The following is a 21984-nucleotide window of genomic DNA, read 5'->3' as shown; positions in this document are numbered from 1 at the left end:
TCAAACTCCCCTAAAGTAGTTACCGCGCGGTCAAACGCGATGTTAAGAACGCAGAAATCACTAAAACAACAGCGCTAAATATAAACGTTGCCTGAAAACCGCTATGATCCAATAAAATACCACCCAGTGTAGAACCCAAAGCAATGGCCAGCTGAACCACAGCGACCATCAAGCCGCCGCCTGCTTCAGCATCTTCTGGCAACGTCTGAGCAAGCCAGCGCCACCAACCAACAGGTAGCCCTGTCCCTAAAAGACCCCAAATTCCAAGTAATATGGCCACAACTATGGTCGATGTACCAAAAAATATCAGAGTCAATGCAATAATTGCCATTAAAATAGGACTCATAATTAGCGTCGTATAAAAACGACGATCCAAAAATATATTGATAATACACGTACCAATAAAGCCCATGACGCCAATACCAAGCAAAATCAGTGACAAGGTGGAAATATCAACTTGGGTAATGGTTTCTAGAAAAGGTCTAACGTAAGTATAAAGTGAGAATTGACCCATAAAAAACAAACTGACTGCCAACATACCAATCATGACGATAGGATTACGGAGCAACCCTAAAATAGTGGGATGTTTATCTGTTTGATCTGTGTCAATCTGCATGGAAGGTAAACTAATCCATTGCCAAATAAAGGTTACAATGGCAACAGGAACGAGACAGAAAAAAGCACCGCGCCAACCAATAATAGAGCCAAGATAACTGCCTAAAGGTGCTGCAATGACCATTGCTAATGCATTGCCACTGTTAAAAATAGCCATGGCGCGCGGTACATCTGAGGGAGGCACTAATCTCATGGCCATAGCTACCGACATTGACCAAAACCCGCCTATGACCACCCCAAGCAAAGCGCGGCCAATCATGTAAACCATATAGTTTTGCGCCAGTGCAACAATGACGCCTGACATGGCCATAATGGCGGTTAAAAGTAACAATAGTGTTTTACGATTCATATTGCCTGCTACACGAGAAATCGTCAAACTTGTGATAACCGCAAAAGCACCTGAAATAGCAATGCCTTGACCTACCATCCCCTCACTGATGCTGAGATCTACTGCAATCGGCGTGAGGAGACTCACAGGCATGAACTCTGATGCAATTAATGCAAAAACGCACAATGTCATGGCAAAAACCCCACTCCAATAGGCGGGCTGTTCTACATTTTTTTCTTTTTCTTTGGTGTTCAACATACACACTCTCGTTATTGTATTGAGAATCTATTAAAAAATGGGTTTGAAACTAAACGAAAAACCGGCCATCACGTAGCCGGTTGTTTTTATAACTCACTACCCTCTTTTTTTATTTCAAGTTTTTATTAAAAAAGTCTGTTAATTTATCAAAAGGGATTTTATCCATACGATCGTATAAATCGACATGGTTCGTATTTGGTAAAATGACCAACTCTTTTGGTTGTTTGGCTTTTTGATAAGCATCTTTACTAAAATAAAGCGAGTGGGCATCCTCGCCAGCAATGATTAAGATAGGACGCGGAGATATCTCGTCAATATAGCTCAGCAGTGGCATATTCATAAATGATAAAGGCGTCGTCGCCGTCCATGCGCCATTTGAGTTCACCGCATTTTTATGAAAACCCCGATCCGTGCGGTAGTAATCGAAAAACTCTTTTTGTACAGGGTTTGGATTGCTATCTAAAGCTTCGGGCAAAATACGATCTGCCGTGGTCACTTTGCCGTTATCGTCTACATAGAGGTCATGATTGGCTGTCGCAGGTTGTCCTTTCTCTGCGTCTACCCAGCGTTGTTGATTGAGATGTTTCAATACTGCTTGACGATCGCTCGCATCATATCGATCATCACCGTCACCTACCCCATGTCCCATCGCACGACTCATATCGTACATACTGGTCGTGGCGACTGCTTTGATTCGCGTATCCATCGCAGCGGCATTCAAACCCATACCGCCCCAACCACAGATACCAATAGCGCCAATACGATTTCTATCGACCTCAGGACGCAACCCTAAGTAATCTATCGCTGCACTAAAGTCTTCCGTATTGATATCTGGTGATGCTACATTTCTAGGCGTACCGCTGCTTTCACCCGTATACGAAGGATCAAAAGCAATAGCAACAAAGCCCTGTTCTGCCATCTTTTGCGCATATAAGCCTGATGATTGTTCTTTCACAGCGCCAAAAGGCCCGCCAACAGCCAATGCTGCTAGCTTTTTGCCGTTATAAGCTTTTGGTATATAAAGATCTGCGGCAAGCGTAATGCCATAACGGTTTTTGAATGTTACTTTTTGATGTGTGACGCTGTCACTTTTAGCAAAAGTTTTATCCCATTTTTGTACAAGTGGGACGGTAGATGTGGCTGCTTGTGCCATATGATTCGCCCCAAGGATAGTTGAGCTAACCAGTATTCCCAAGCTAAGCTTTTTGATCATTAATGGTAAGGCCATTGGTCTTCCTTTTTGATAGTAAATCATCACTTATCTGATGATTATTCATAACGTGTGAGTAGAAATAGCCGTGTTATAAACAAGACAAGATTGTTTATAATATATTCTCTAAAGTCATGAGATAATCTTATACTTCTACGATTCTAGTGATAATACCCATTTTTTAACTTTTATTTATTCACTCAGGTTATGAATATGCGACAACAAGAGAATTATAATGAGCTGCATGCTTTTTTATTGGTTGCTCAAGAGAGTAGTTTTACTAAGGCCGCTGTCAAACTTGGGATATCACAATCCGCACTGAGCCGCTCTATTAAGTTATTAGAGCAGCGCTTAGGTCTACAGTTATTCACAAGAACCACACGTAGCTTGTCTTTGACACATGCAGGCAAAGCATTGTTTGTGACCGCTGAGCAGAGTTTTAGTTTATTAGATGAGAAGTTAGATGGACTCAAGCATCTGCGCGAAACGCCTGCGGGTTTGGTACGCATTAGTGCTGGTCAGTATGCTATTGATAAAGTGCTATTACCAAAGCTGGCCAAATTCAAACAGCTATATCCTGATATTGAACTCGAGTTGATCAGCGATACTGCTTTGTCAGATATTATCAGCACACAATTTGATGCAGGGGTTCGCTTTGGTAGTTTGGTTACTGAAGGTATGATATCGGTGCGTATCGACTACGATGAGGAGATTGCTGTGGTCGGTTCACCAGACTATTTCCATGAGTTTGGCTTTCCCAAAACACCTGTAGAGTTGAACGAACACAACTGCTTGGGCTATCGATTTATGGGTGGCGGTATGTATCACTGGGATTTTATGATTGATGGTCAACCATATAAATTAAAGACGCAAGGACAATGGGTATTCTCGACTGATTATTCAGTGATTGATGCTGCAAAACGAGGACTGGGTATAGGTTATGTCCCTACCGATATGATTAAAGATGAGCTAAAAAACGGCAAGCTTATTCATATATTGAGAGAGTTCAGTCATACCTTTAGCGGCTTTCATTTATATTATCCGCATCACAATGTGTCACCTGCGCTACGAGCCGTTATTGATGCTTTGAAGCTCAAATAATATTTACTTAGGTAGCAAAGCATCAAAAATTTTCCTAAAAAAATAATTTATGAAGACATTTTCGCCTTCTAACCCTATTCAGTTTCGCGCAATATTTTGATGTCTTTTAATGGTGACTCACTAAAAAAACGGCGATACTCTCGACTGAAAGACGGTCTCTAAAGTTACGACCGTTTAAGGTATAATCATCTATAAATCAAAAATTAATGTTGATATTTATGGCCAAAGTGTCTTTAGATCGCCCCAGCCTTATTGCTTGCCCTATCGCTCACAACCTTTCGGTGTTTGGTGATCCTTGGTGCTTGCTGATCTTACGCGATGCTCATATGGGACTGACGCGATTTGATGAATTTCATAACAGTCTAGGCATTGCACCGTCGGTATTGACCAAACGTTTAATCACTCTAGTCGAGGAAGGTGTATTGACAAAACACCGCTACTCAAAACAGCCACCGCGCGAAGAGTATCTACTAACGGATGCAGGTCAAGATATACTACCGATACTATTCATGTTAAGGGAATGGGGTCTTACTCATAGGCCTTGTTCAGAATACGATCAGAGGGCTATTTTTGTAGATTCTGAGACAAGTGAAGAGATTCAACCTGTCGTCATTGACAAAGTGACTGGTGTTGAGATTGGTAAACGTGCCATCCAGAAAAAGTTTAAATAAGCTTTTTATATAGATTTTAAGAGTTAATATTTCTTGATGCTTTTTCAACCCTTATTTTGCACAATCAACTCTTTTTCATAAGCTACTGCCTGTGTTCGTGTTATTCAGCAAAAAAAATCTTGCTTAACTCGCCTTTAAATCATCCACACGTTTTGTTGCTTTAAAGAATTCTTTTAGCGATACATACTCACCAACAGCTACCATCCTCATGCATGCATATTGGCATAGATAGCCTAAAATTTTATGCTACCTGCCAGCACTTCTATTAGAAATAATGAAAGTACGATAATAAATATACATAGTAACTATCTTTTTAAGAGTTACTATCTTTTTAGTAGTAACTATATTATCTTATACTAATTCTCTGCCAAAAATCTGCTCGGCCTTTATAAGCTGCGCCCACCAAATAGAATGTATAAACAACCCATACACAAGGATTGTAAAATGGATGTTACAAAAAAAGATGTTAATAATACGCTGGCTAATTGGCAAGTTGATGATTCGCGTATACGCGCCACATTAGGCTCTGTAGGGATAACCTCGCCTAATCAACTAGCCAGCATGAGTGGTCAATCATTTTTTGATGCTATGTTTGCAGGAGAGTTGCCCTCACCACCGATTGGTGAAACGCTCGATTTTATTCCTATCCACATACAAGGCGGTAAAGCCATCTTTCAAGGTCGACCCAGTCAGCAACATTACAATCCATTAGGTAGCGTACATGGCGGTTGGTTTTGTACCATTCTTGACTCTGCTGTCGGCTGCGCTATTCATTCTACCTTGCCCGCCGGCAAAGGCTATACCACGCTCGAGATTAAAGTAAATATGATTCGAGCTTTGACCAAAGCCATTCCGCTAGTACGTGCTGAGGCTAATATTATCCATGTCGGGAGACAAACCGCAACGGCTGAAGGTCGTATCGTTGGGCCTGATGGCAAACTATATGCCCATGCCACCACAACCTGTTTGGTATTTGATATGCAGCCATGAGCATAATGATAAATTTTTACTTAATATGCTTTTGATAATTGATGAAAATTTTGATAGTTAACGAATAATAGGGGCAATACTATGCAAGCATTCGAACGAGCAATGACTCTAGATGATAAGAAAGCCCGCTATTATGACTTATCCGCTTTGGTTAATAATAATGAAAACGCCCTGTTATCTCCTGCACATTTTTATGGCGGTAATGGTTTTACTGCTGGTGTCTATCTGCCGCTATTAACCGAGCTCAGTGAGCAATTTACTATCAACAGTCTTGCCATGCGTGGTTATTGGTACGATCTACCATCCGTCAAGAAGCTCACTCGCGAGCAAGATGCTGATATATTGATTGATTTTTTAGAGAAGACACAGGATCAGCCTGTCGTAGGTATTGGCCATTCTCAAGGCGCCACTGCTACTGCTATTGCAGCTGCTAAGCGTCCAGAGCTATTTTCACAGCTATACTTAATAGAGCCCGTTACTTTTACCAAATCGCAGATGCTCATCATGAACTCAGCACCTGACGATTTAAAGATAACTCAAGAACCTTTTAAAAGCACACAAGCCAAGCAAGCACAGTGGGAAAGCGTTGAATCGTACTATAACTATCTACGGGCACATCGTGCCTTTAAGCGTATTGATGACAACAATCTCTATGTTTTTGCAAAAAATAGTCTCATCCAAAATGAGCAAGGACAATACAACTTGCTGTTTACCCCTGAGCAAGAGTTGGCAAGCTACTTCGATACCCCCTTTGTCAATGGCGCTTTAAAAGACCTTAATACTATTGGTTTGCCTTACACTATTATCGTTGGCAAACCTTCTATATTTATTAGTGATAAAGTTCGTAAAGTTTGGCAAAACCTTGTACCTAGCGAACGAATCATTGAGCTGTCGGATAATGGGCATCTGCTACCAATGGAAGCGCCTGAACAATGTGCAAACATCATTATGGAAGCGTTTAATGATAGTTAAGACATTTTTTATTAACGGTAAGGTGCAGAGGTCTATGGTATTGCTTTACTCCCTAGACCTCACCACCAACTTTTATCCTTTCTACCAAAAAATCGACCGCCGCCTTTACCTTGGGTACCAAATATCGCTGTTTTTGATACAGCAGATAAATCGCCATGTCCGCATGCTGAGTGACTGCCAGCTCATGCTCAAACGTCAGCTCTTGTAGCGCACCCGAATCAAGGTGGGATGCCAACGCCCAGCGCGTAGACATTAAAATACCGTCGCCCGCACAGGCTCTTTGTGCCAACCACGGCCCGTTGTTTGAGATCGCGACCACGGACCCTGAGACATCATGCCATTGCTCATCCACATAGCATAACCAAGGGGTTCGCCCTGATGGCGCTTTAAAATAAAGTCCCCGATGTTCCTTTAACGTCATGACATGGTCAGGTACGCCATATTTTTCCAGATAGCTGAGGGACGCCACTGGAATAAATTCATTATCCATGAGCCTTATTGCAAGCACCCGCTCGTTCGGTGCGTAGCCACCACGAATCGCAATATCGACATCATCACGTCCTAGTGTTGACAGCTCATCACTCAAACTGACATCGAGCACGATTTGCGGATACAATGCACTAAACTCATCGAGTAACGGCAGTAGTATTTTTTCACCAAAACCCACCATCGAGCTTATGCGTAGACGTCCGATCGGTGTGGTTTGATAACTGCGTACCGTTTCTTTGCTTTGCTCTAGCTGGTTCAATATGTGCTGCATATCATTATAATAAACCTGCCCTACCTCCGTCAGCTTCACGATTCGAGTGGAACGCTTTAGTAGTGTCGCGCCCAAACTCTTTTCTAAATCAGAAACTCGTCTTGATAATGAGGATGGCGGCACACCAAATACCTTCGCCGCTTTGCTAAAACTGCCTGTCTCGACCACTTTACTAAAATATCGTATCGCCCGTAGCTGATCCAAAACCTATCTCCATTCAATAAACAGTCAATTTTCCAACATATCTGTATCAATTATTACGTAATTTGACCTTATTATTGTCTTAAAGGCAATAGTGATTCGCGTTTTGCCCTATATATCACCTCATTAAAAACAGTAATAATAGGTGCAGCTTGAACATGACAACTAAAAACAATACTCACATCCATAATGGAATAATAATTTATGATTACTTTGCATGGTTTTCCCACAAGCAACTATTACAACATCGTCAAACATGCGCTGTTATACAAAGAAATACCTTTTCAAGAACATCTTATATTCACTGACAACGACAAGTTGTTGGCCGTTAGTCCTGTGGGTAAAGTGCCCGCTATCACAACAGATGAAGGCGTGACGCTATCAGAGTCGAGTGTTATTTGTGATTTTATCGAAGAGGCTTACCCTGACATCCCGTTATATCCTGAATCTGCTACTGAGCGCGCAATCGTGCGTCAAATTATGAAAATAGCAGAGCTGTATTTTGAATTACCGAGCCGCCGCCTCATTCCTTATGTGTTTTCAGGTACACAAGCTCCTGACACTCTCAAACAAGAAGTACGTCAAGTGCTCGCCCGCGGGATTCCTGCCTTAAACCAGTTGTGCCAGTTTTCACCTTGGATTGCAGGTAAAGCGCTTACGATGGCTGACATCTATATGCACTATGTAAACGTTGTCGTCATTGGTTGCGCCTCAACCCAACTTGACTGGGACGTGCTAGCAGAGATACCCGGTATGAAAGAATGGAACAAGACCATGAGTCAATCTGATATTGCCCAAAAAATAGAGGCCGATCGCATCGCCAATATGCCTGAGTTTATGACACATATAAAAGCTCAAATACAGGCAGCGCAGCCTAAATAATGGTTTTTAGCATAAAATAACACCCTTACGATAACAATAATGAGTGATGCCGCGCATCATTCAGAGGAGAAAACATTATGACCGATAAAAATAAGCAACTGGTATCTACCATCAGTGATGACAACAAGTTAACCCTGTCTTTAAAAGACATCGACATGCCGCAGCCCGGTGCTGATGAAATTGTCGTGCGCATGGAAGCCATGCCATTGAACCCCTCTGACTTTGGGGTGATGTTCAGCGCCGCTGACATGTCAACTGCCGTACAGTCAGGCACCAATGACAGCCCTGTAATTACTGCTGATGTGCCTGAGAAAGTCATGCCAGCACTCAAAACGCGGGTAAATAAAGACACGCCTGTCGGTAATGAAGGCGCCGGTACCGTCGTTGCAGCAGGCTCATCAGAAGCCGCGCAAGCACTCATGGGTAAAATGGTCGCTGTGATTGGCGGCGGTACGTACCGTCAATATCACTGTGTGAATGTGAGAAGCTGTATAGAGATGAAAGATGGCACCACAGCCACCGAGGCGGCATCATCTTTTGTCAATCCACTCACCTCACTGGCAATGGTCGAAACCATGCGCGCTGAAGGTCACAAAGCTATTATTCATGCGGCAGCGGCGTCTAGCCTCGGGCAAATGCTCAACCGAATTTGTATGGCTGATGGCATTGATCTGATCAATATCGTACGTAAAGAATCACAAGAAAAGCTACTGCGCGATATGGGCGCAAAATACGTGGTCAACTCAAGCAGTGAGACCTTTACCAATGACTTAACCGCAGCGATTATCGAAACAGGCGCAACGATTTCATTCGACCCTATTGGTGGCGGCAAGCTATCTAGCGATATTCTAAACTGTATGGAAGCGGCCATCACCCATGATGTGGAAGAATACAGCGTCTATGGCTCAGACACCTTTAAACAAGCCTATATTTATGGTGCCTTAGATCGTGGCCCAATCACCTTAAACCGTAACTTTGGTTTTGCGTGGGGCGTTAACGGATTCTTATTATTTAATGCACTTGGCAAACTAGGTAGTGAAACAGTCAAGTCGATGCGTAAGCGCGTGGCAGAAGAAATCACCACGACCTTTGCGAGCAGCTATACGCATGAAGTCACGCTAGAAGAAGCGCTGCAATTAAAATCAATCGCCGCTTATGGCAAACAAGCGACTGGTGAGAAGTACTTGATTAAGCCTCAAGGCTAATAGTTGTTTGAAGCATAATCTAGAAGTCACTTTGTAACAATAGAAAAGCAGATATCGATGATGTCTGCTTTTTTGTGCTTAATTGTTATAGGGCTTAATATACGTTCTTTGCTAACCATACTTTATGAGTCTTATTATGAGAAATCAGCCCATTACTTACAAGTCCTGTTAAACAGCCGAACCTTGAATGGCCTTCAACTAAATGCAATTTACAATCTAACTCAAGAAATATAGGTGGTCTTTTCCAAGTATGATTATGTTCCCAGTGCGCTACAGTTTGATCTGTATGACCAATTAGCTTCCAGTTTAAATCTGTCGAAACTCGATGAGACTTCTTACAACAGGTATCTACCCACTTTTGGAAGTAAGGAAAAATTGAAGCATGTGACATGTTTTCAAATGTGAGATTCACAATCTCCCAGTTTAGATTATAAATATCTAATTCAGCATATTGCTCTTGAAACTGAAAGTTACGTCCATGATCTTGATAAAATTGTTCTAAAACATCTACTGGTGTATTAGGCAAATTCAAGATCAGCTCATCAATATCTATACGTCCTACTTGGTCACCCGAAAGATTTATTAATTCTTTAAATTTCAAAATTTCCTCACAATGTAAATTTTGGAGCTTATGAATATTTTAACTTATTAAATTTATTTCTTATCTGTAATTGCATTAACACCTCAAATTGATAGTTTTCGAGAGTATAAAGGGGATTGATAATATACAGGACTAACTTTTTTGCAAAAGATATAAGATTTCGCATAGTTTTTCAGAAACAGGATAGTCTTTATACTAGATATAGTTATCAGTATTGAATCCCACAGGCTTGTATTATCGATTCAGTACAACCCTCGATCTATCTGACTATTTTTCTATACAGTAAAGAAAGTATACTGCTCGAAAATCTGTAAAAACTGACATAAGCTAACTCCGATTATAAAAAATTATTAGTTTATAAATTATCGTGTTGTCTCATAATTCCACTAAATAATTCTAAAGTAAACAATTGATTATAAGTAGTCTTGAATAATGCTTTATTTAACCATCTTATTTTTTGCACAGAACCCTACCATCACCCTGATAAGTCAATTATATGCGCGTACGCGAGCATACTTTTTATAAAAATATCTCTTAATCTATTGAATTATAAAGCGTTCAGACGATATTTAATCCAATTATCTGACCGTAAAAGTAACCACTACTCACTTTAACTCACTTATTTCTCTCAAGACCTCTCCTGATTAGCCCATTTTTCACTTAATATAGTTCTTTTTACCATTAATCATCCCCAAGTGAACCTTGGGAATGATTAATAGAAAAAACCTTTTATTTAAAAGGATTGTAAGATTGATATAATAAATACCAGTGTCCATAATGGTGTCCAGCAATCAGTGTTCAATAATGTCTTATGATATAACTGTTGCCTACGGTCACTTGTCCCTTTATAAAAACTACGGATAACTTTTATGGCTGTCGATAATGCAAATGATATTAATAAACTTGAATACCGAGATAAGGACTACTCGGTCAGCGTTTCAGGTGTCGCGGGTCTAAGTATCCGTGTCTATCCAAATGGCAAAAAAGAATACTACCTACGCTACGCTCATCCCCACATCACAGGCAAGCGGCCCAGAATGATGCTGGGTAAGGTCGAGGACATTAATCTATACGAGGTTAAGTATAAAGCGGAAACCATACTTAACATGGTCGCAAACGGCTCTGATCCCAAAGCCATACAGCAAAAAGAACAAGTCAATAAGTACACTCATCTAAAGAACGCCACTTTCGCTGAGATTGCACAAGCATGGCGCGCGCACAAAACAGCAGGTCGCCAACACAGCAAATCTAAAAAGCCTGCGTTTAGTGAATCGACGCTCAAATTTTGGGACTTATGTCTGGGCTATATGTGTCATGAGATTGGTGAGTTGAGAATGAACGATATCACCAGTGAGATGATACTCAGTGTGTGTGAGGCCATTCAAAACAACGACAATCAAGCCACCTTCGTTGGTGCAAGCACACGGCTGTATACCGAAAAAGTATTTTCTTTTGCCGTCGCGCGCGGATTATGCGATAGAAATGTGGCAATTGACACGCGTGGCGAGCTAGCACCAGCTGGCTCAGGTAATCACTTGCCAGCCATTACCAAACCCGATGAGTTTGCAACGCTTTTACAAGATATGGCCAATTTTAAAGGGGCAAGCAAGATCACCCTTGAGGCCATGAATCTACTACCCTATATATTTGTCCGTAGTATCGATTTGCGCTCTATGCGCTGGCAGGACATCGATTGGGAGAACAATATATGGGCATTCTCCCCTACTAAAGGTGAAGGTCGTGATGATATGGTCTCACATTTAGTGGTGCCATTGGCAACCCAAGTCATCGCACGTTTACGACACATTCAATCTATCAGCGGTCATAACGACTATGTCTTTGCGTCGACGCGCGCTTCAAACAATGCTTATATTAGTAAGGCTGCGCTCGTACAGGTTTTCCACCGCATGGGCTACAAAGACGTGCAATGCGCGCATGGGTTTCGGGCCTCCGCCAAAACCTTGCTCATGGAACAGCCTGATCTGCGTTACTCAGATATCGTCACAGAACTGCAGTTGGGCCATAGAATCAAAGATACTCATGGCGGCGCTTATAACAGACTCGATGAGATTGATACGAGGATACAGATGATGCAGGATTGGGCAGACTATATAGATACTCTGCGAAGCTATTCTGAACATATTTAAAAAGAAGTCAGTCCAAAAAAACTGACTTTAAACACCTGAACAAAATAGAGACTTATATTTAATTGTCTAAATACTTCCCCAACCATGCTAAAAATGCATCGCTAGTCGTCGATACGTTTAAGCGCAGATAGGTTGAGGCGCTGGCATCTGGATGAAACAATTGCCCGGGTGCCACCAGCCAGCCATCGCTATAGGCATCTAGTGCCAACTGGCTGGTATCTTGCTGTGTATCTACCCACACAAAAATGCCTGCCTGTGTATGCTCAGGATAGGCAAGTCCAATCTTTGGTAATGCTTTACGCATCCTCTCATGCGCATCATATAAGTGTTGATGGACTTTTTTAATCTGCCGACGGTACTCGCCGTGCGTCCATAGATGGTGAATGACACGCTCACCAAATTCTGGCGTATTCATATTACTCAAGGTTTTGATACGCAGCACGTCATCAATGAAATTATCTGGGCATACCAATAGGCCGACGCGCCAACCTGATGCCATCGACTTTGAAAATCCCGTCGCATAAAACACGCGCTCGAACTGATCAAGACTGGCATAACGCAAGACTTGACTGTCCGGTACAAACGCGGCGTATAAATCATCCTCAAAAATATACGCATCGTATTTATGGATAAGATTGAGCACTTGGTGCGCCCGAGCAGGATGTAGATTATAAGAGGTGGGATTGTGTAGCACGCTGTTGGTCAAATACAGCTTAGGATGATATGTCTCAAACAGCTTTTGCATCTGCTCAATGTTGGGGCCTTGATGGTCGCGCTCGACAGCGACAACATTGAGTCCTTGTTGCTGTAGGCAACTCGATAGCCAAAACCAGCCCGGCCCATCAACCACCACCGTGTCACCCACTTCGGTTAATAGCTGTACGATCATGGTGATGGCTTGCGATATGCCTGCGGTGGTAATGACATTGTCTGCATAGGTCTGCATACCAAGCACATTCAATTGCTGAACCAGCTGCTGACGCAGCGGCAGATAGCCTTGCACCTCGCCATAGTCGTAGATGAAGCTATCCGCTTGCTGAGTGACCTGCCGTATAGCCCATTCCATCTTGTCATTACGCACCCAGTCTCTGGGTAAGGTTCCCACCCCTGGTGATCGGTGATGCGGAATGTCACTAAACACCTGCTGTACCAGCCAGCGTGTGTCTATAACGGGGTACTTGGTACCAACTTTTTTATCACTATTAGGTTGAGCCAGTGTTGCTTGTACATTTACATAGTAGCCTGAACTTGGCTTAGCCACCAATACATTGGTCGCCACCAGTTGCTCATAGGCTTGCACCACCGTAAAGCTCGAGATACCCATTAATTTTGCTAATTTGCGCACCGATGGCACACGCTGATTGGGCAAGTAAATTTGCCAAGCAATACGCTGCTGTAGCCATTCAGCGACGGCAGCAGTCTTCGTCAAATTAGGATTGAGTTTGTAATTTTCGACCATAATGAGCGCACTTATCTTTGATTATAAAAATCTAAATATAAAAAACTGTCATGTTAAGTATGACTATACACTTTGTTCACCATCAGTGGAACTGTATCGGGTCTGTCATGGTCATCTAGACTATAGTTGATCTCTTCAATCACATTGAAGTTTTGAGGAGAATAGATAAATGGGCATAACGGCAGGCTTGGAAGGTAGCATCACCGCGTTGGCTATTTTCTTATTCATTAACTCCATCACACCCGGACCCAATAACTTAATGCTACTACATGGCAGTATCAAGTGCGGATTTTGGGCATGTCGCTGGCATATGCTCGGTATTACGACAGGCGTTGCTGTCATGCTTGGACTGAGCTATTGGGGTATGGCAACTTTGGTGGTTGGCTTTCCGGCGATTATGTTGACGATAAAAGCACTGGGTACGCTCTATCTGTTATGGCTTACTTATCATATGGCAAAAACGGACTTCACCGCGGTTGTCAATAAAGCACTGCAACATGAGCTGGCAAGTGAAACAAGTGGCGCAACCATCGCAAAAAACCGCGTGGGCGATTTACCACTAAGCTTTGGACAGGCATTACTATTTCAATGGCTTAATCCAAAAGCATGGACCATGACAATGGTGGCACCCAGTCTGGCCATGTTTCATACCAATAGCTCGTGGCTGGACAACCAGCTATTACTGATCATGTGTGCCATCATCAATATCTTGTCGATCAGCTGCTGGGCGGCAGGCGGGCACTGGCTGCGCAAACTGGTACATTTACCGCGTGTGATGCGGGTTATCCATACACTGATTGTATTTATGACGCTGTATTGTGCCGTCATGCTATGGCGCTAAAAAGCAAGCAAGGTGACGATTAAATCACAAACGAAAAACGCAAGATAATTACCTAGGATAATCATATGACCCCTATATACACTGCACTGGCTGTACTGGTTACCTTTATTTGGGGTGTAAATTTCACCTTTATTGCATGGGGGCTCGAGAGCTTCCCACCACTGATGCTCACTGCCCTACGTTTTTTCTTTACCGCGGTGCCGTTGGTGTTTTTTCTTAAACCCCCTACCTTTAACCGCACCTTACTGATTTATGCCATCGGTACCTTTGTGATTCAGTACGCCTTTATATTTACCGCCATGCATCTAGGCGCGTCGCCAGGGTTGACAGCACTGTTGCTGCAAATCCAGATTTTTATCACCGTGTTACTAGCGTACTTTATCCTAGGCGAAGCAGTCAGTCGCATGCAAATCATTGGTATGCTGGTCGGAGTATTGGGACTTAGCGTGATTGCACTTAATCTCGGCGGTGATATGCCTGTGGCTGGATTTGTCTGCATCTTGATTGCCGCAATGGGCTGGAGCTTTGGTAATATTGCCTCCAAGCAGGCCTCGGCACAGGCAACTCTAAGAGCAGCGCAGCAAAAAACAAGCGTGCCTGTTGTTTCCTCTGGGACTGTTTCTTCCAATACTAAAGAAAATAAGGCATCTGCTTTGTCTGCTCTCGCACTGGTGGCATGGAGCGGTCTTATCGCTTGCGTAATTTTGATCCCATGCTCTCTCCTGTTTGAGACCGATGCATGGCAACTGGCAACCTTTACCGAGGCGTCGATGAGATCGTGGCTGTCACTAGGGTTTATCATATACATCTCAACCCTAGTAGGCTTTGGACTGTGGTCGCATTTGCTCAGCAAGAACACCGCATCTAAGATGATGCCATTTGCGCTACTAATACCCATATTCGGTATGACAACGTCCGTAGTGCTCACAGAGGAAGTTGTGACATGGTGGAAGATACTGGCAATGATATTGATATTATCGGGGTTACTACTGGCAAATGTGAAATTAGGGCTAGGAAGAAGACTTGCTTATAAATAATACCAAGTATCTGACTTTCTTTAGCTTTGACTCTAAGGCGAAATGCTCTTGAGTATTGAGTTTATCGGGTCAGGATTGATATTAACTGAGCTTTTGATCGTCAATTTTTATTTAAGCGTCAGATCATGGAGATGCCAGTGCTAAATCAGCACCTTAGTAGAGCAAATATCGTTAGCATAAAGGGTGCTTTATTTGCCTTGGTAGCGGCAGCGCTCAATGCCACGATAGGCATATTCAGCGTGCTACTTATGAATACAGGGCTAAAAAGTAACGATGTTGCCTTTTTAAAAACGCTTGCTGCTTTTGTCTTGCTGTCTCTTATACTGAGAAAGACGCCGAGGCACGTTCAGTATCAACATCTCATCATGCCTGCACGTGTTACTCTTGATCATCATGCTAGCGATAAGCGTATCATGGCCGCCATTGCTGTTTGTGCCTTTTTTGGTATTTTTACGCTGTTTGTGTTTGAGACCCAAGCTTATCAGTATGGCAATCCCGCCAATGTTGTGGTGATTTTGATGGCAGCAGCAACCATATCAGCAACGCTATTTGGCGCACTACTCCTTAAAGAAAAACTATTACTTAATACTATTTTGGGCGTGTTATTAGCAATCGCTGGTATTTTTGTGATTTCTTGGACAAGCAGCGTTGATTTAACGTTGGTGTTTTTTGCAGCGCTGGCTGGTATTGGCTATGGGCTATTTTCGGTATTGATGCAACGCTTTGGCTTACAAGGCGGTATTTATTTGACCAAATACTTATTACTATTTGGCAGCCTATTGTTATTCATCCCCTTTATTATTACCTTTGAGCCTGTGCATATAGGATATAAATCCATTCTTGGGTTGCTAGGTTTGGCTATTTTTCCAACCATTTTAGGCTTTTACTGTACCACCAGTGCTTTAACGTATTTGCCTGCATCCAAGGTACAAGTGATTGAGTTATCAGAGCCATTGTTTGCGATGTTTTTTGTGTGGCTAATACTGCATGAGTCAGCAACGATGCGATTTTGGCTTGGCGCAGGCTTGGTCATACTCGGTATTTTGACCATCACGAATACGTTTAAAAAAACGCCACATTGAACTTTGCTCAATGATTTCTGCATTTAAGAAGAACTCTATCTGAATATAAATAGCCATATATTTGTGTCTAGCCAGCATAAGTTAAATACAAAACATTGGTATCAGTGCACGATTACATCAATACTTTATGATAGATTATCTCTTTATTATTTAACCAATAAAAATAACCTAGCGAATGATAGAGAACTTTTACATGCAACAGATCAAAAGATTGCCCGCCATAGATGGTCAGCTTGGCTGGTTTGAGTCCGTGTCTTTTACGCGACCCATGCCCGTACAACAAGCTGAAAAAGATGAACATTTTGATATCATCGTCGTTGGTGCAGGCTTTTCAGGTCTCGCCACAGCTGACCGATTGGCGCAGCTACGCCCAGAGGCGCGTATTGCCATTATTGATGCAATGGAAGTTGGTCAAGGTTCCTCCGGTCGTAATGCAGGATTTATCATTGATTTGCCTCACAATGTAGATCCAACAGAAACTGATACACTGGCAACAACACAAGTCCGTGATTTAAATAAGTTTGCGATTCAACGTCTAGATCTTATTCAAAAGCAGCAAGGTCTTGACGTATGCTGGCATCAGGCTGGCAAATATTTAGCCGCTCATGAAGAAAAGCATTTCTCTGGCCTGACTGATTTTATAGATACACTAGAGGCCATAGGAGAACCGTACGAGATATTAAGTGATGATGAGCTAGCGAAAAGATTGGGAACCCATTACTACAAGCGCGCCATTTATACGCCAGACAATATTTTAGTGAACCCAGCAGCGTTGGCCATTTCGGTAGCCAGCGCCCTACCTGACAATGTCACTTTGTTAGAAAACACCCCTGTACGCGAGATAGATTTTGCCAACAAAGTCATCCAAACTCCAAAAGCGCGCCTCAGTGCTGACATTATCGTACTAGCGACAAATGCTTTTACGGAACAATTTGGTGTATCCAATAATAGGATAACCCCAATATTTACTTATGCCAGTTTGACGCGCCCCTTGACCGATGAGGAAATGAGTCGGTGCAAAGGTTTTTCATTGAAAAATATAGAACCTTGGGGACTCACCTCTGCCCACCCTGCCGGCACCACAGTACGCCTGACTGATGATAAGCGAATTTTTATTCGTAATACATTGAACTATCAGCCCAATCTATCCAGCCCTCAAGCGGTAATTGATAAAGCAAAAGCCAAACACCGTAAATCGTATCTGGCACGTTTCCCGCAACTGCCCGAAGTTCCTTTTGAGTACACGTGGGGTGGTATGATTTGTGTGACGATGAACCATGAGCCTATTTTTAAAGAGCATACTGCTGGTGTGTATGTCATCGCTGCCATGAACGGCGTTGGCGTGGCAAAAGGCACTTACTTGGGTCACTATATGGCAGAATATATTTGCGGTAAAGACAGTCCAGAGCTGGATTTTATCTTAAAACATGCAACACCAAGCTGGATGCCGCCCGATCCGCTGCGTAGCGTTGGCGCGCACATGCGACTGTCCTTTGAAGAGCGTATGGCTAAGGGTGAGGTGTAGAGTCTGAATTTACGTGATAAACACTAAAATGGTTAAATGCGCAATCGCGCTAGTCATTGGACTCACGGTATAGCGTATTTTGAGACTCTTCTCTAAAGTCTTCATAAGTAATTTCGGCTTCCGCACCTAAGTCTTTAGTTTTAGTCTCTGTAGCCTCGTTATCACTAGATTCAGCAGGCAGTGCTTCGGCTGTTTTAGAGGTATCAGTTGCCTCTGGATTCTCACCAACCGCTGTGTCTTGAGTCTTAGCGACTGGTTGTTCGACAGGATTGGACGATGTTGGTGTCGTATTGACGGCTACCGCTGGCGAGTTATCTGGTGCTGCTTTGTCTGATTCACTAGCACTATTTATCTCTGTGCTATCGGGCGCCGCAGTCTGCATGGGCGTTGATAAAATTCCTGTATAAATAAGCGCTAGCACGATCATAACAATCAATAATGAGCCAAAGATCATACCGATAATAAGGGGTTTTTTGCTACTCGCCAGCCTATCTTGTGCTGGCGCTGCTTGAATGGCCGATGGTATGGATGGCTCTGGAATAACAGCCTGACTGTCATTGCGTGTATAAGCGCTGTCGTCAGTCTCAGCATACCCTGTTGGAGAAGCGTTTGTTAAAGAAGAATCTACGGCTTGACTGCTACTATCGGTATCATCATAAAAATCAAAAGTGAGTGCATCATCGTCTACCTCACTGCCAAACGCTTTATTTGCAATGTTTGCATTACTATTGGTCGGTATCTCTTGATCTGAAAAATCAAAAGTTGCATCGGTGGTGCTGGTGGCTTCAAATGGCTTTTTATCCTCTTGATTGGTAAATCGCTCAAACGTATGCGTGCTTAATGACTCATAAGCAAAAGACTGATCGGTATCATCTAACGGTCTTAAAGTTTTATTTTCACTATCATCGCCATCCTCATCACCCTGAACACGACTGATGAAGCGCTCATAAATATTATGATTGCTACGATTACGCGATTTTTTACCGACAATTTCAGCCAGTTTCTCTTCAAAACCCGTATCGATGTCGTTTTTTTCGTCGCTCATAGAATAATACCAAACCAGTTTATTCTACTGGCATTAAATGACTGCTAGAATGAAGTGATGATATTTCTTACCAAAATGTAACGTTGTCGTTAACGAACAATATAGTTGCTCCCCTCGTTATCTTCAAGCACAATTTATTTACTGGTGATAACATTTTTAAAATACGCTGCCCATCAAATCAAAAATCACGAAATCAAAGATATGAAAATAACGTCTGAATCAAAGAGTTGAGGCCATGGATTTAAAACAGCTTAATGCATTTATTGCCGTCGCAGATCTGCGTAGCTTTAGCGCGGCTGCGAGCCAAACAGGATTGTCACAGCCCAGTCTGAGTCGCCTGCTTAAACAGCTTGAGACGGACATGGGGGTGGAATTGATTGACCGCTACCATAGGCCATTAAATCTGACGGAAGCGGGCGCTTTTTTTTACGACAAAATCAGCACCGTTTTGACAGAGATTGATACGGTCACCAGTATGACCCAGCGCCTATCAGCACCCAGCAGTATCTTAAATATTGGCTTTGTTCCCTCTGTGCTGTACGGATTGCTCCCCGAAATCATCGCTGAACTAAAGCAGTCAAGCCCCGATATCGAGGTCACACTCAAAGATATCAGCTCGTATCAACAAATGGATGCGCTCAAATCGGGTGAAATAGACATCGGTTTTGGCCGCTTTGCCCACCAAGACCCTTGGATTCAGCAAATACTCCTGCGTCATGAACGTTATGTTGTCGCACTGCCCAAATCGCATCCTTTAGCACAGCTGCGTGAGCAGCGTTTGATAGATTTGGCCAACAACCGCTTAATCTTATATCACCAAACCCATCTGCCTATATCTACAGCGATCTCAAAATCAAAGTCAAAAAACACCAAACTGACCGCTCATGCAGCTATTAATACAAAAGATCGTTCAACCCGTGCACAGACATCTTTGAGTGAGCCTATCACCGAACCGTTGCTACATTTGTTTGCCCAATATGGCATTTCCCCCTTTACCACCACGACCGTGAGCGATTTACAAGTTGCTTTAGGACTGGTGGCGGCTGGTGAAGGAATTACGCTGGTACCTGCCAGCTTACAGACCGTGCGTACCGAGCAAATCAGCTATCAGCGTTTGGTGCATGAAAATGTTACCTCCCCTGTTTATTTGCATACTCTCAAAGATTTTGTGCATCCTAAGATTCCTGCTTTGCTGACTGCCATCTACCATGTCTATGAGCAACGCGGCATCACTTACCGACGTCAACAATTCACCTAGTAGCTCGCATAATTACGTAAATAGGCGCTTATCATTAAGCATTACTGTTTTTATTATGAATTTTATTAAGTTAAATTAACTATTTGAACCAGTTTATATCAATTTATGGATATAAATGAGGCAAATAAATATTATCTCGTATCATTATAGGTATGCTAAAGTCGCTACTAAACGTCTATTTTTTGTTTTTTTTCTTTCCGTTTTTTAACTCAGTGCTCTCGTTGCAGATCCCCTGTCATCTAGTGGTGATAGGGTTTTGCTTGATATAATTTGAGGTATTTATGACTACACAACAGATCAACACTGTTGATAGCGCTGCCAGCCAGGAAGGCTTTAGTTGGCGCATCTTCGGTCCAGGTATTTTGATGGCAACTGCCGCTATTGGTGGTTCTCATCTGATTTCATCAACACAAGCAGGTGCCCTATATGGTTGGCAGTTGGCCATTATGATCATTTTGGCCAACGTGTTTAAGTATCCGTTTTTTCGCTTTGCCACTGACTATGTCTATGATACGGGTGAGAGTCTGATTGCGGGCTATGCCAAACGCTCAAAGGTATACCTGTGGGTATATTTTATTCTCTCTATACTATCAGCCGTTATTAGTACGGGGGCGGTATCGCTGCTTGCTGCAGTGATCTTAGGGTTTATGCTACCGGCGTCTCTCGAGTTTTCTACCATCACCCTATCGATAATTATCGTGGCCGTCTCTTGGTTTTTTCTCATTGCTGGTCATTATAAATTACTCGATGGTGTCACCAAATGGATCATGATTGCCTTAACGGCAGCCACCGTTGCCGCCGTCGTTATTGCTGCTGGCAAACCCACAGTCATGGCTGCTGACTTTGTCGCCGCCTCGCCTTGGAACCTTGCAACCTTAGGATTTATTGTTGCACTCATGGGCTGGATGCCAGCGCCATTGGAGTTTGCCGCAATTACTTCTATGTGGACCTCAGCCAAAGTTAAAACCGATCATACGACTCATCGTCAAGGCTTACTGGATTTTAATGTTGGGTATTTAGTCTCAGCGATTCTGGCATTATTTTTCTTGGCGCTGGGTGTGTTTGTCCAGTATGGCTCAGGTCAAGAGATTGAGTTGGTTGGCGGCGCGTATATCAATCAGCTGATTAATATGTATACGGCAACCATTGGTGATTGGTCAAGACTGCTGGTCGCCTTTGTCGCCTTCATGTGTATGTTTGGCACAACCATCACCTGTGCAGATGGTTACGGTCGTGCCAATGCCGAATGCTGGCGTTTGATCAAAGGTGAGAATGAGATTAATAAAAAGCAAATCGCTTTTTGGACGACTTATGCCATCGGTGGCGGTCTGGTTATTATCACTTTTTTCACAGGTCAATTAGGCGCGATGCTTAAATTTGCCATGGTATCAGCGTTTATTTCTGCGCCTATCTTTGGTTGGTTAAACTACTCACTGGTCAAAAGCCATAAAAAGCTGTCGGCTGGCATGAATGCGTTGTCTATTGCAGGCTTAATATTCTTGGCAGGTTTTACGCTCTTATTCTTGGTCAATTTTGCTGGTGTATTTGGTTAAACAGTCTTTTAGATTTTATGATTAAAGCCCTTTTAGCCTTGCTATGAGGGCTTTTTTTGTACTCAAAATTGGCATAGCAATTTAAACATCTCTTTTCTAATTGTAATTAAATGTAAAAATCTAGCATTAGTAAAAAGCCTGGTTTTATGAATATGAATACTGATTTGCTTAAATAACTTATTTTTGGATAATGCTATTTAATAATTGAATAATATTAAATATATTAAAAATACTTTGAATTAT

19 protein-coding genes are annotated in these 21984 nt (G+C 42.6%); 13 read left to right on the top strand and 6 right to left on the bottom strand.

Annotated features, from left to right (window positions below; genetic code table 11):
* Positions 1-19: 19 nt before the first annotated feature.
* Positions 20-1201, bottom strand: coding sequence for an MFS transporter (locus tag FW759_RS00820; protein ID WP_446441906.1), 1182 nt, complete (start codon positions 1199-1201; stop codon positions 20-22).
* A gap of 109 nt (positions 1202-1310) precedes the next feature.
* Complete coding sequence (locus tag FW759_RS00815) at positions 1311-2429, bottom strand: alpha/beta hydrolase (protein ID WP_446441905.1); 1119 nt, start codon at positions 2427-2429, stop codon at positions 1311-1313.
* Between the two features lie 195 nt (positions 2430-2624).
* On the opposite strand from FW759_RS00815, the gene FW759_RS00810 reads away from it, so the two are divergent.
* From FW759_RS00810 to FW759_RS00795, 4 genes are all read left to right on the top strand, one after another.
* Entirely contained in the window at positions 2625-3512 is an 888-nt protein-coding gene (locus FW759_RS00810; protein WP_443570394.1) for a LysR family transcriptional regulator, read from the top strand.
* Positions 3513-3730: 218 nt separating this feature from the next.
* Positions 3731-4183 carry a winged helix-turn-helix transcriptional regulator gene (locus FW759_RS00805; RefSeq protein ID WP_095569471.1) on the top strand — a complete coding sequence of 151 codons (453 nt, stop codon included), beginning with the start codon at positions 3731-3733 and terminating at the stop codon, positions 4181-4183.
* 444 nt (positions 4184-4627) lie between these two features.
* Positions 4628-5173, top strand: a complete 546-nt coding sequence (locus FW759_RS00800) for a PaaI family thioesterase (RefSeq protein ID WP_443570395.1) — start codon at positions 4628-4630, stop codon at positions 5171-5173.
* An 81-nt stretch (positions 5174-5254) separates the two neighbouring features.
* Positions 5255-6145 carry an alpha/beta fold hydrolase gene (locus FW759_RS00795; RefSeq protein WP_443570396.1) on the top strand — a complete coding sequence of 297 codons (891 nt, stop codon included), beginning with the start codon at positions 5255-5257 and terminating at the stop codon, positions 6143-6145.
* Between the two features lie 52 nt (positions 6146-6197).
* On the opposite strand, the gene FW759_RS00790 is transcribed toward FW759_RS00795, so the two are convergent.
* Positions 6198-7109: a LysR family transcriptional regulator gene (locus tag FW759_RS00790; protein WP_443570397.1), complete on the bottom strand. Its 912-nt coding sequence runs from the start codon at positions 7107-7109 to the stop codon at positions 6198-6200.
* 201 nt (positions 7110-7310) lie between these two features.
* Between FW759_RS00790 and FW759_RS00785 the strand changes: the two genes are divergently transcribed.
* Positions 7311-7988 (top strand): glutathione S-transferase family protein, encoded by a 678-nt coding sequence (locus FW759_RS00785; protein ID WP_446441904.1) that lies wholly within the window; start codon positions 7311-7313, stop codon positions 7986-7988.
* A gap of 77 nt (positions 7989-8065) precedes the next feature.
* On the top strand, positions 8066-9193 hold the full coding sequence (locus tag FW759_RS00780; RefSeq protein WP_446441903.1) for a zinc-binding dehydrogenase: 1128 nt from the start codon (positions 8066-8068) through the stop codon (positions 9191-9193).
* Positions 9194-9287: 94 nt separating this feature from the next.
* Here the strand turns inward: FW759_RS00780 and FW759_RS00775 are convergent, their stop codons facing one another.
* Positions 9288-9794, bottom strand: a complete 507-nt coding sequence (locus FW759_RS00775) for a hypothetical protein (RefSeq protein WP_446441902.1) — start codon at positions 9792-9794, stop codon at positions 9288-9290.
* Between the two features lie 869 nt (positions 9795-10663).
* On the opposite strand from FW759_RS00775, the gene FW759_RS00770 reads away from it, so the two are divergent.
* On the top strand, positions 10664-11941 hold the full coding sequence (locus FW759_RS00770) for a tyrosine-type recombinase/integrase (RefSeq protein WP_446441901.1): 1278 nt from the start codon (positions 10664-10666) through the stop codon (positions 11939-11941).
* A gap of 58 nt (positions 11942-11999) precedes the next feature.
* Here the strand turns inward: FW759_RS00770 and FW759_RS00765 are convergent, their stop codons facing one another.
* The gene (locus tag FW759_RS00765; RefSeq protein ID WP_446441900.1) at positions 12000-13400 is read right to left on the bottom strand and encodes an aminotransferase-like domain-containing protein; all 1401 of its coding nucleotides are present in this window, start codon (positions 13398-13400) and stop codon (positions 12000-12002) included.
* 169 nt (positions 13401-13569) lie between these two features.
* Here FW759_RS00765 and FW759_RS00760 point away from each other — a divergent pair, with 169 nt between their 5' ends.
* From FW759_RS00760 to FW759_RS00745, 4 genes are all read left to right on the top strand, one after another.
* On the top strand, positions 13570-14241 hold the full coding sequence (locus tag FW759_RS00760) for a LysE family translocator (protein ID WP_446441899.1): 672 nt from the start codon (positions 13570-13572) through the stop codon (positions 14239-14241).
* Positions 14242-14306: 65 nt separating this feature from the next.
* Complete coding sequence (locus FW759_RS00755; protein WP_446441898.1) at positions 14307-15278, top strand: EamA family transporter; 972 nt, start codon at positions 14307-14309, stop codon at positions 15276-15278.
* A gap of 137 nt (positions 15279-15415) precedes the next feature.
* Positions 15416-16360, top strand: a complete 945-nt coding sequence (locus tag FW759_RS00750) for a DMT family transporter (protein ID WP_446441897.1) — start codon at positions 15416-15418, stop codon at positions 16358-16360.
* A gap of 193 nt (positions 16361-16553) precedes the next feature.
* A complete protein-coding gene (locus FW759_RS00745) occupies positions 16554-17885 on the top strand; it encodes an NAD(P)/FAD-dependent oxidoreductase (protein ID WP_446441896.1) in 1332 nt (443 codons plus the stop codon).
* A 49-nt stretch (positions 17886-17934) separates the two neighbouring features.
* On the opposite strand, the gene FW759_RS00740 is transcribed toward FW759_RS00745, so the two are convergent.
* Entirely contained in the window at positions 17935-18930 is a 996-nt protein-coding gene (locus FW759_RS00740) for a hypothetical protein (protein ID WP_446441895.1), read from the bottom strand.
* Positions 18931-19165: 235 nt separating this feature from the next.
* On the opposite strand from FW759_RS00740, the gene FW759_RS00735 reads away from it, so the two are divergent.
* Positions 19166-20188: a LysR family transcriptional regulator gene (locus FW759_RS00735; protein WP_446441894.1), complete on the top strand. Its 1023-nt coding sequence runs from the start codon at positions 19166-19168 to the stop codon at positions 20186-20188.
* A 281-nt stretch (positions 20189-20469) separates the two neighbouring features.
* The gene (locus FW759_RS00730) at positions 20470-21741 is read left to right on the top strand and encodes an NRAMP family divalent metal transporter (RefSeq protein WP_443527409.1); all 1272 of its coding nucleotides are present in this window, start codon (positions 20470-20472) and stop codon (positions 21739-21741) included.
* Positions 21742-21984 lie beyond the last annotated feature (243 nt).

The sequence above is a fragment of the Psychrobacter sp. 1176_08 genome, assembly GCF_052850615.1.
Note: the sequence above shows the minus strand (reverse complement) of the source record. Positions and strands in the feature narration are given on the sequence as shown.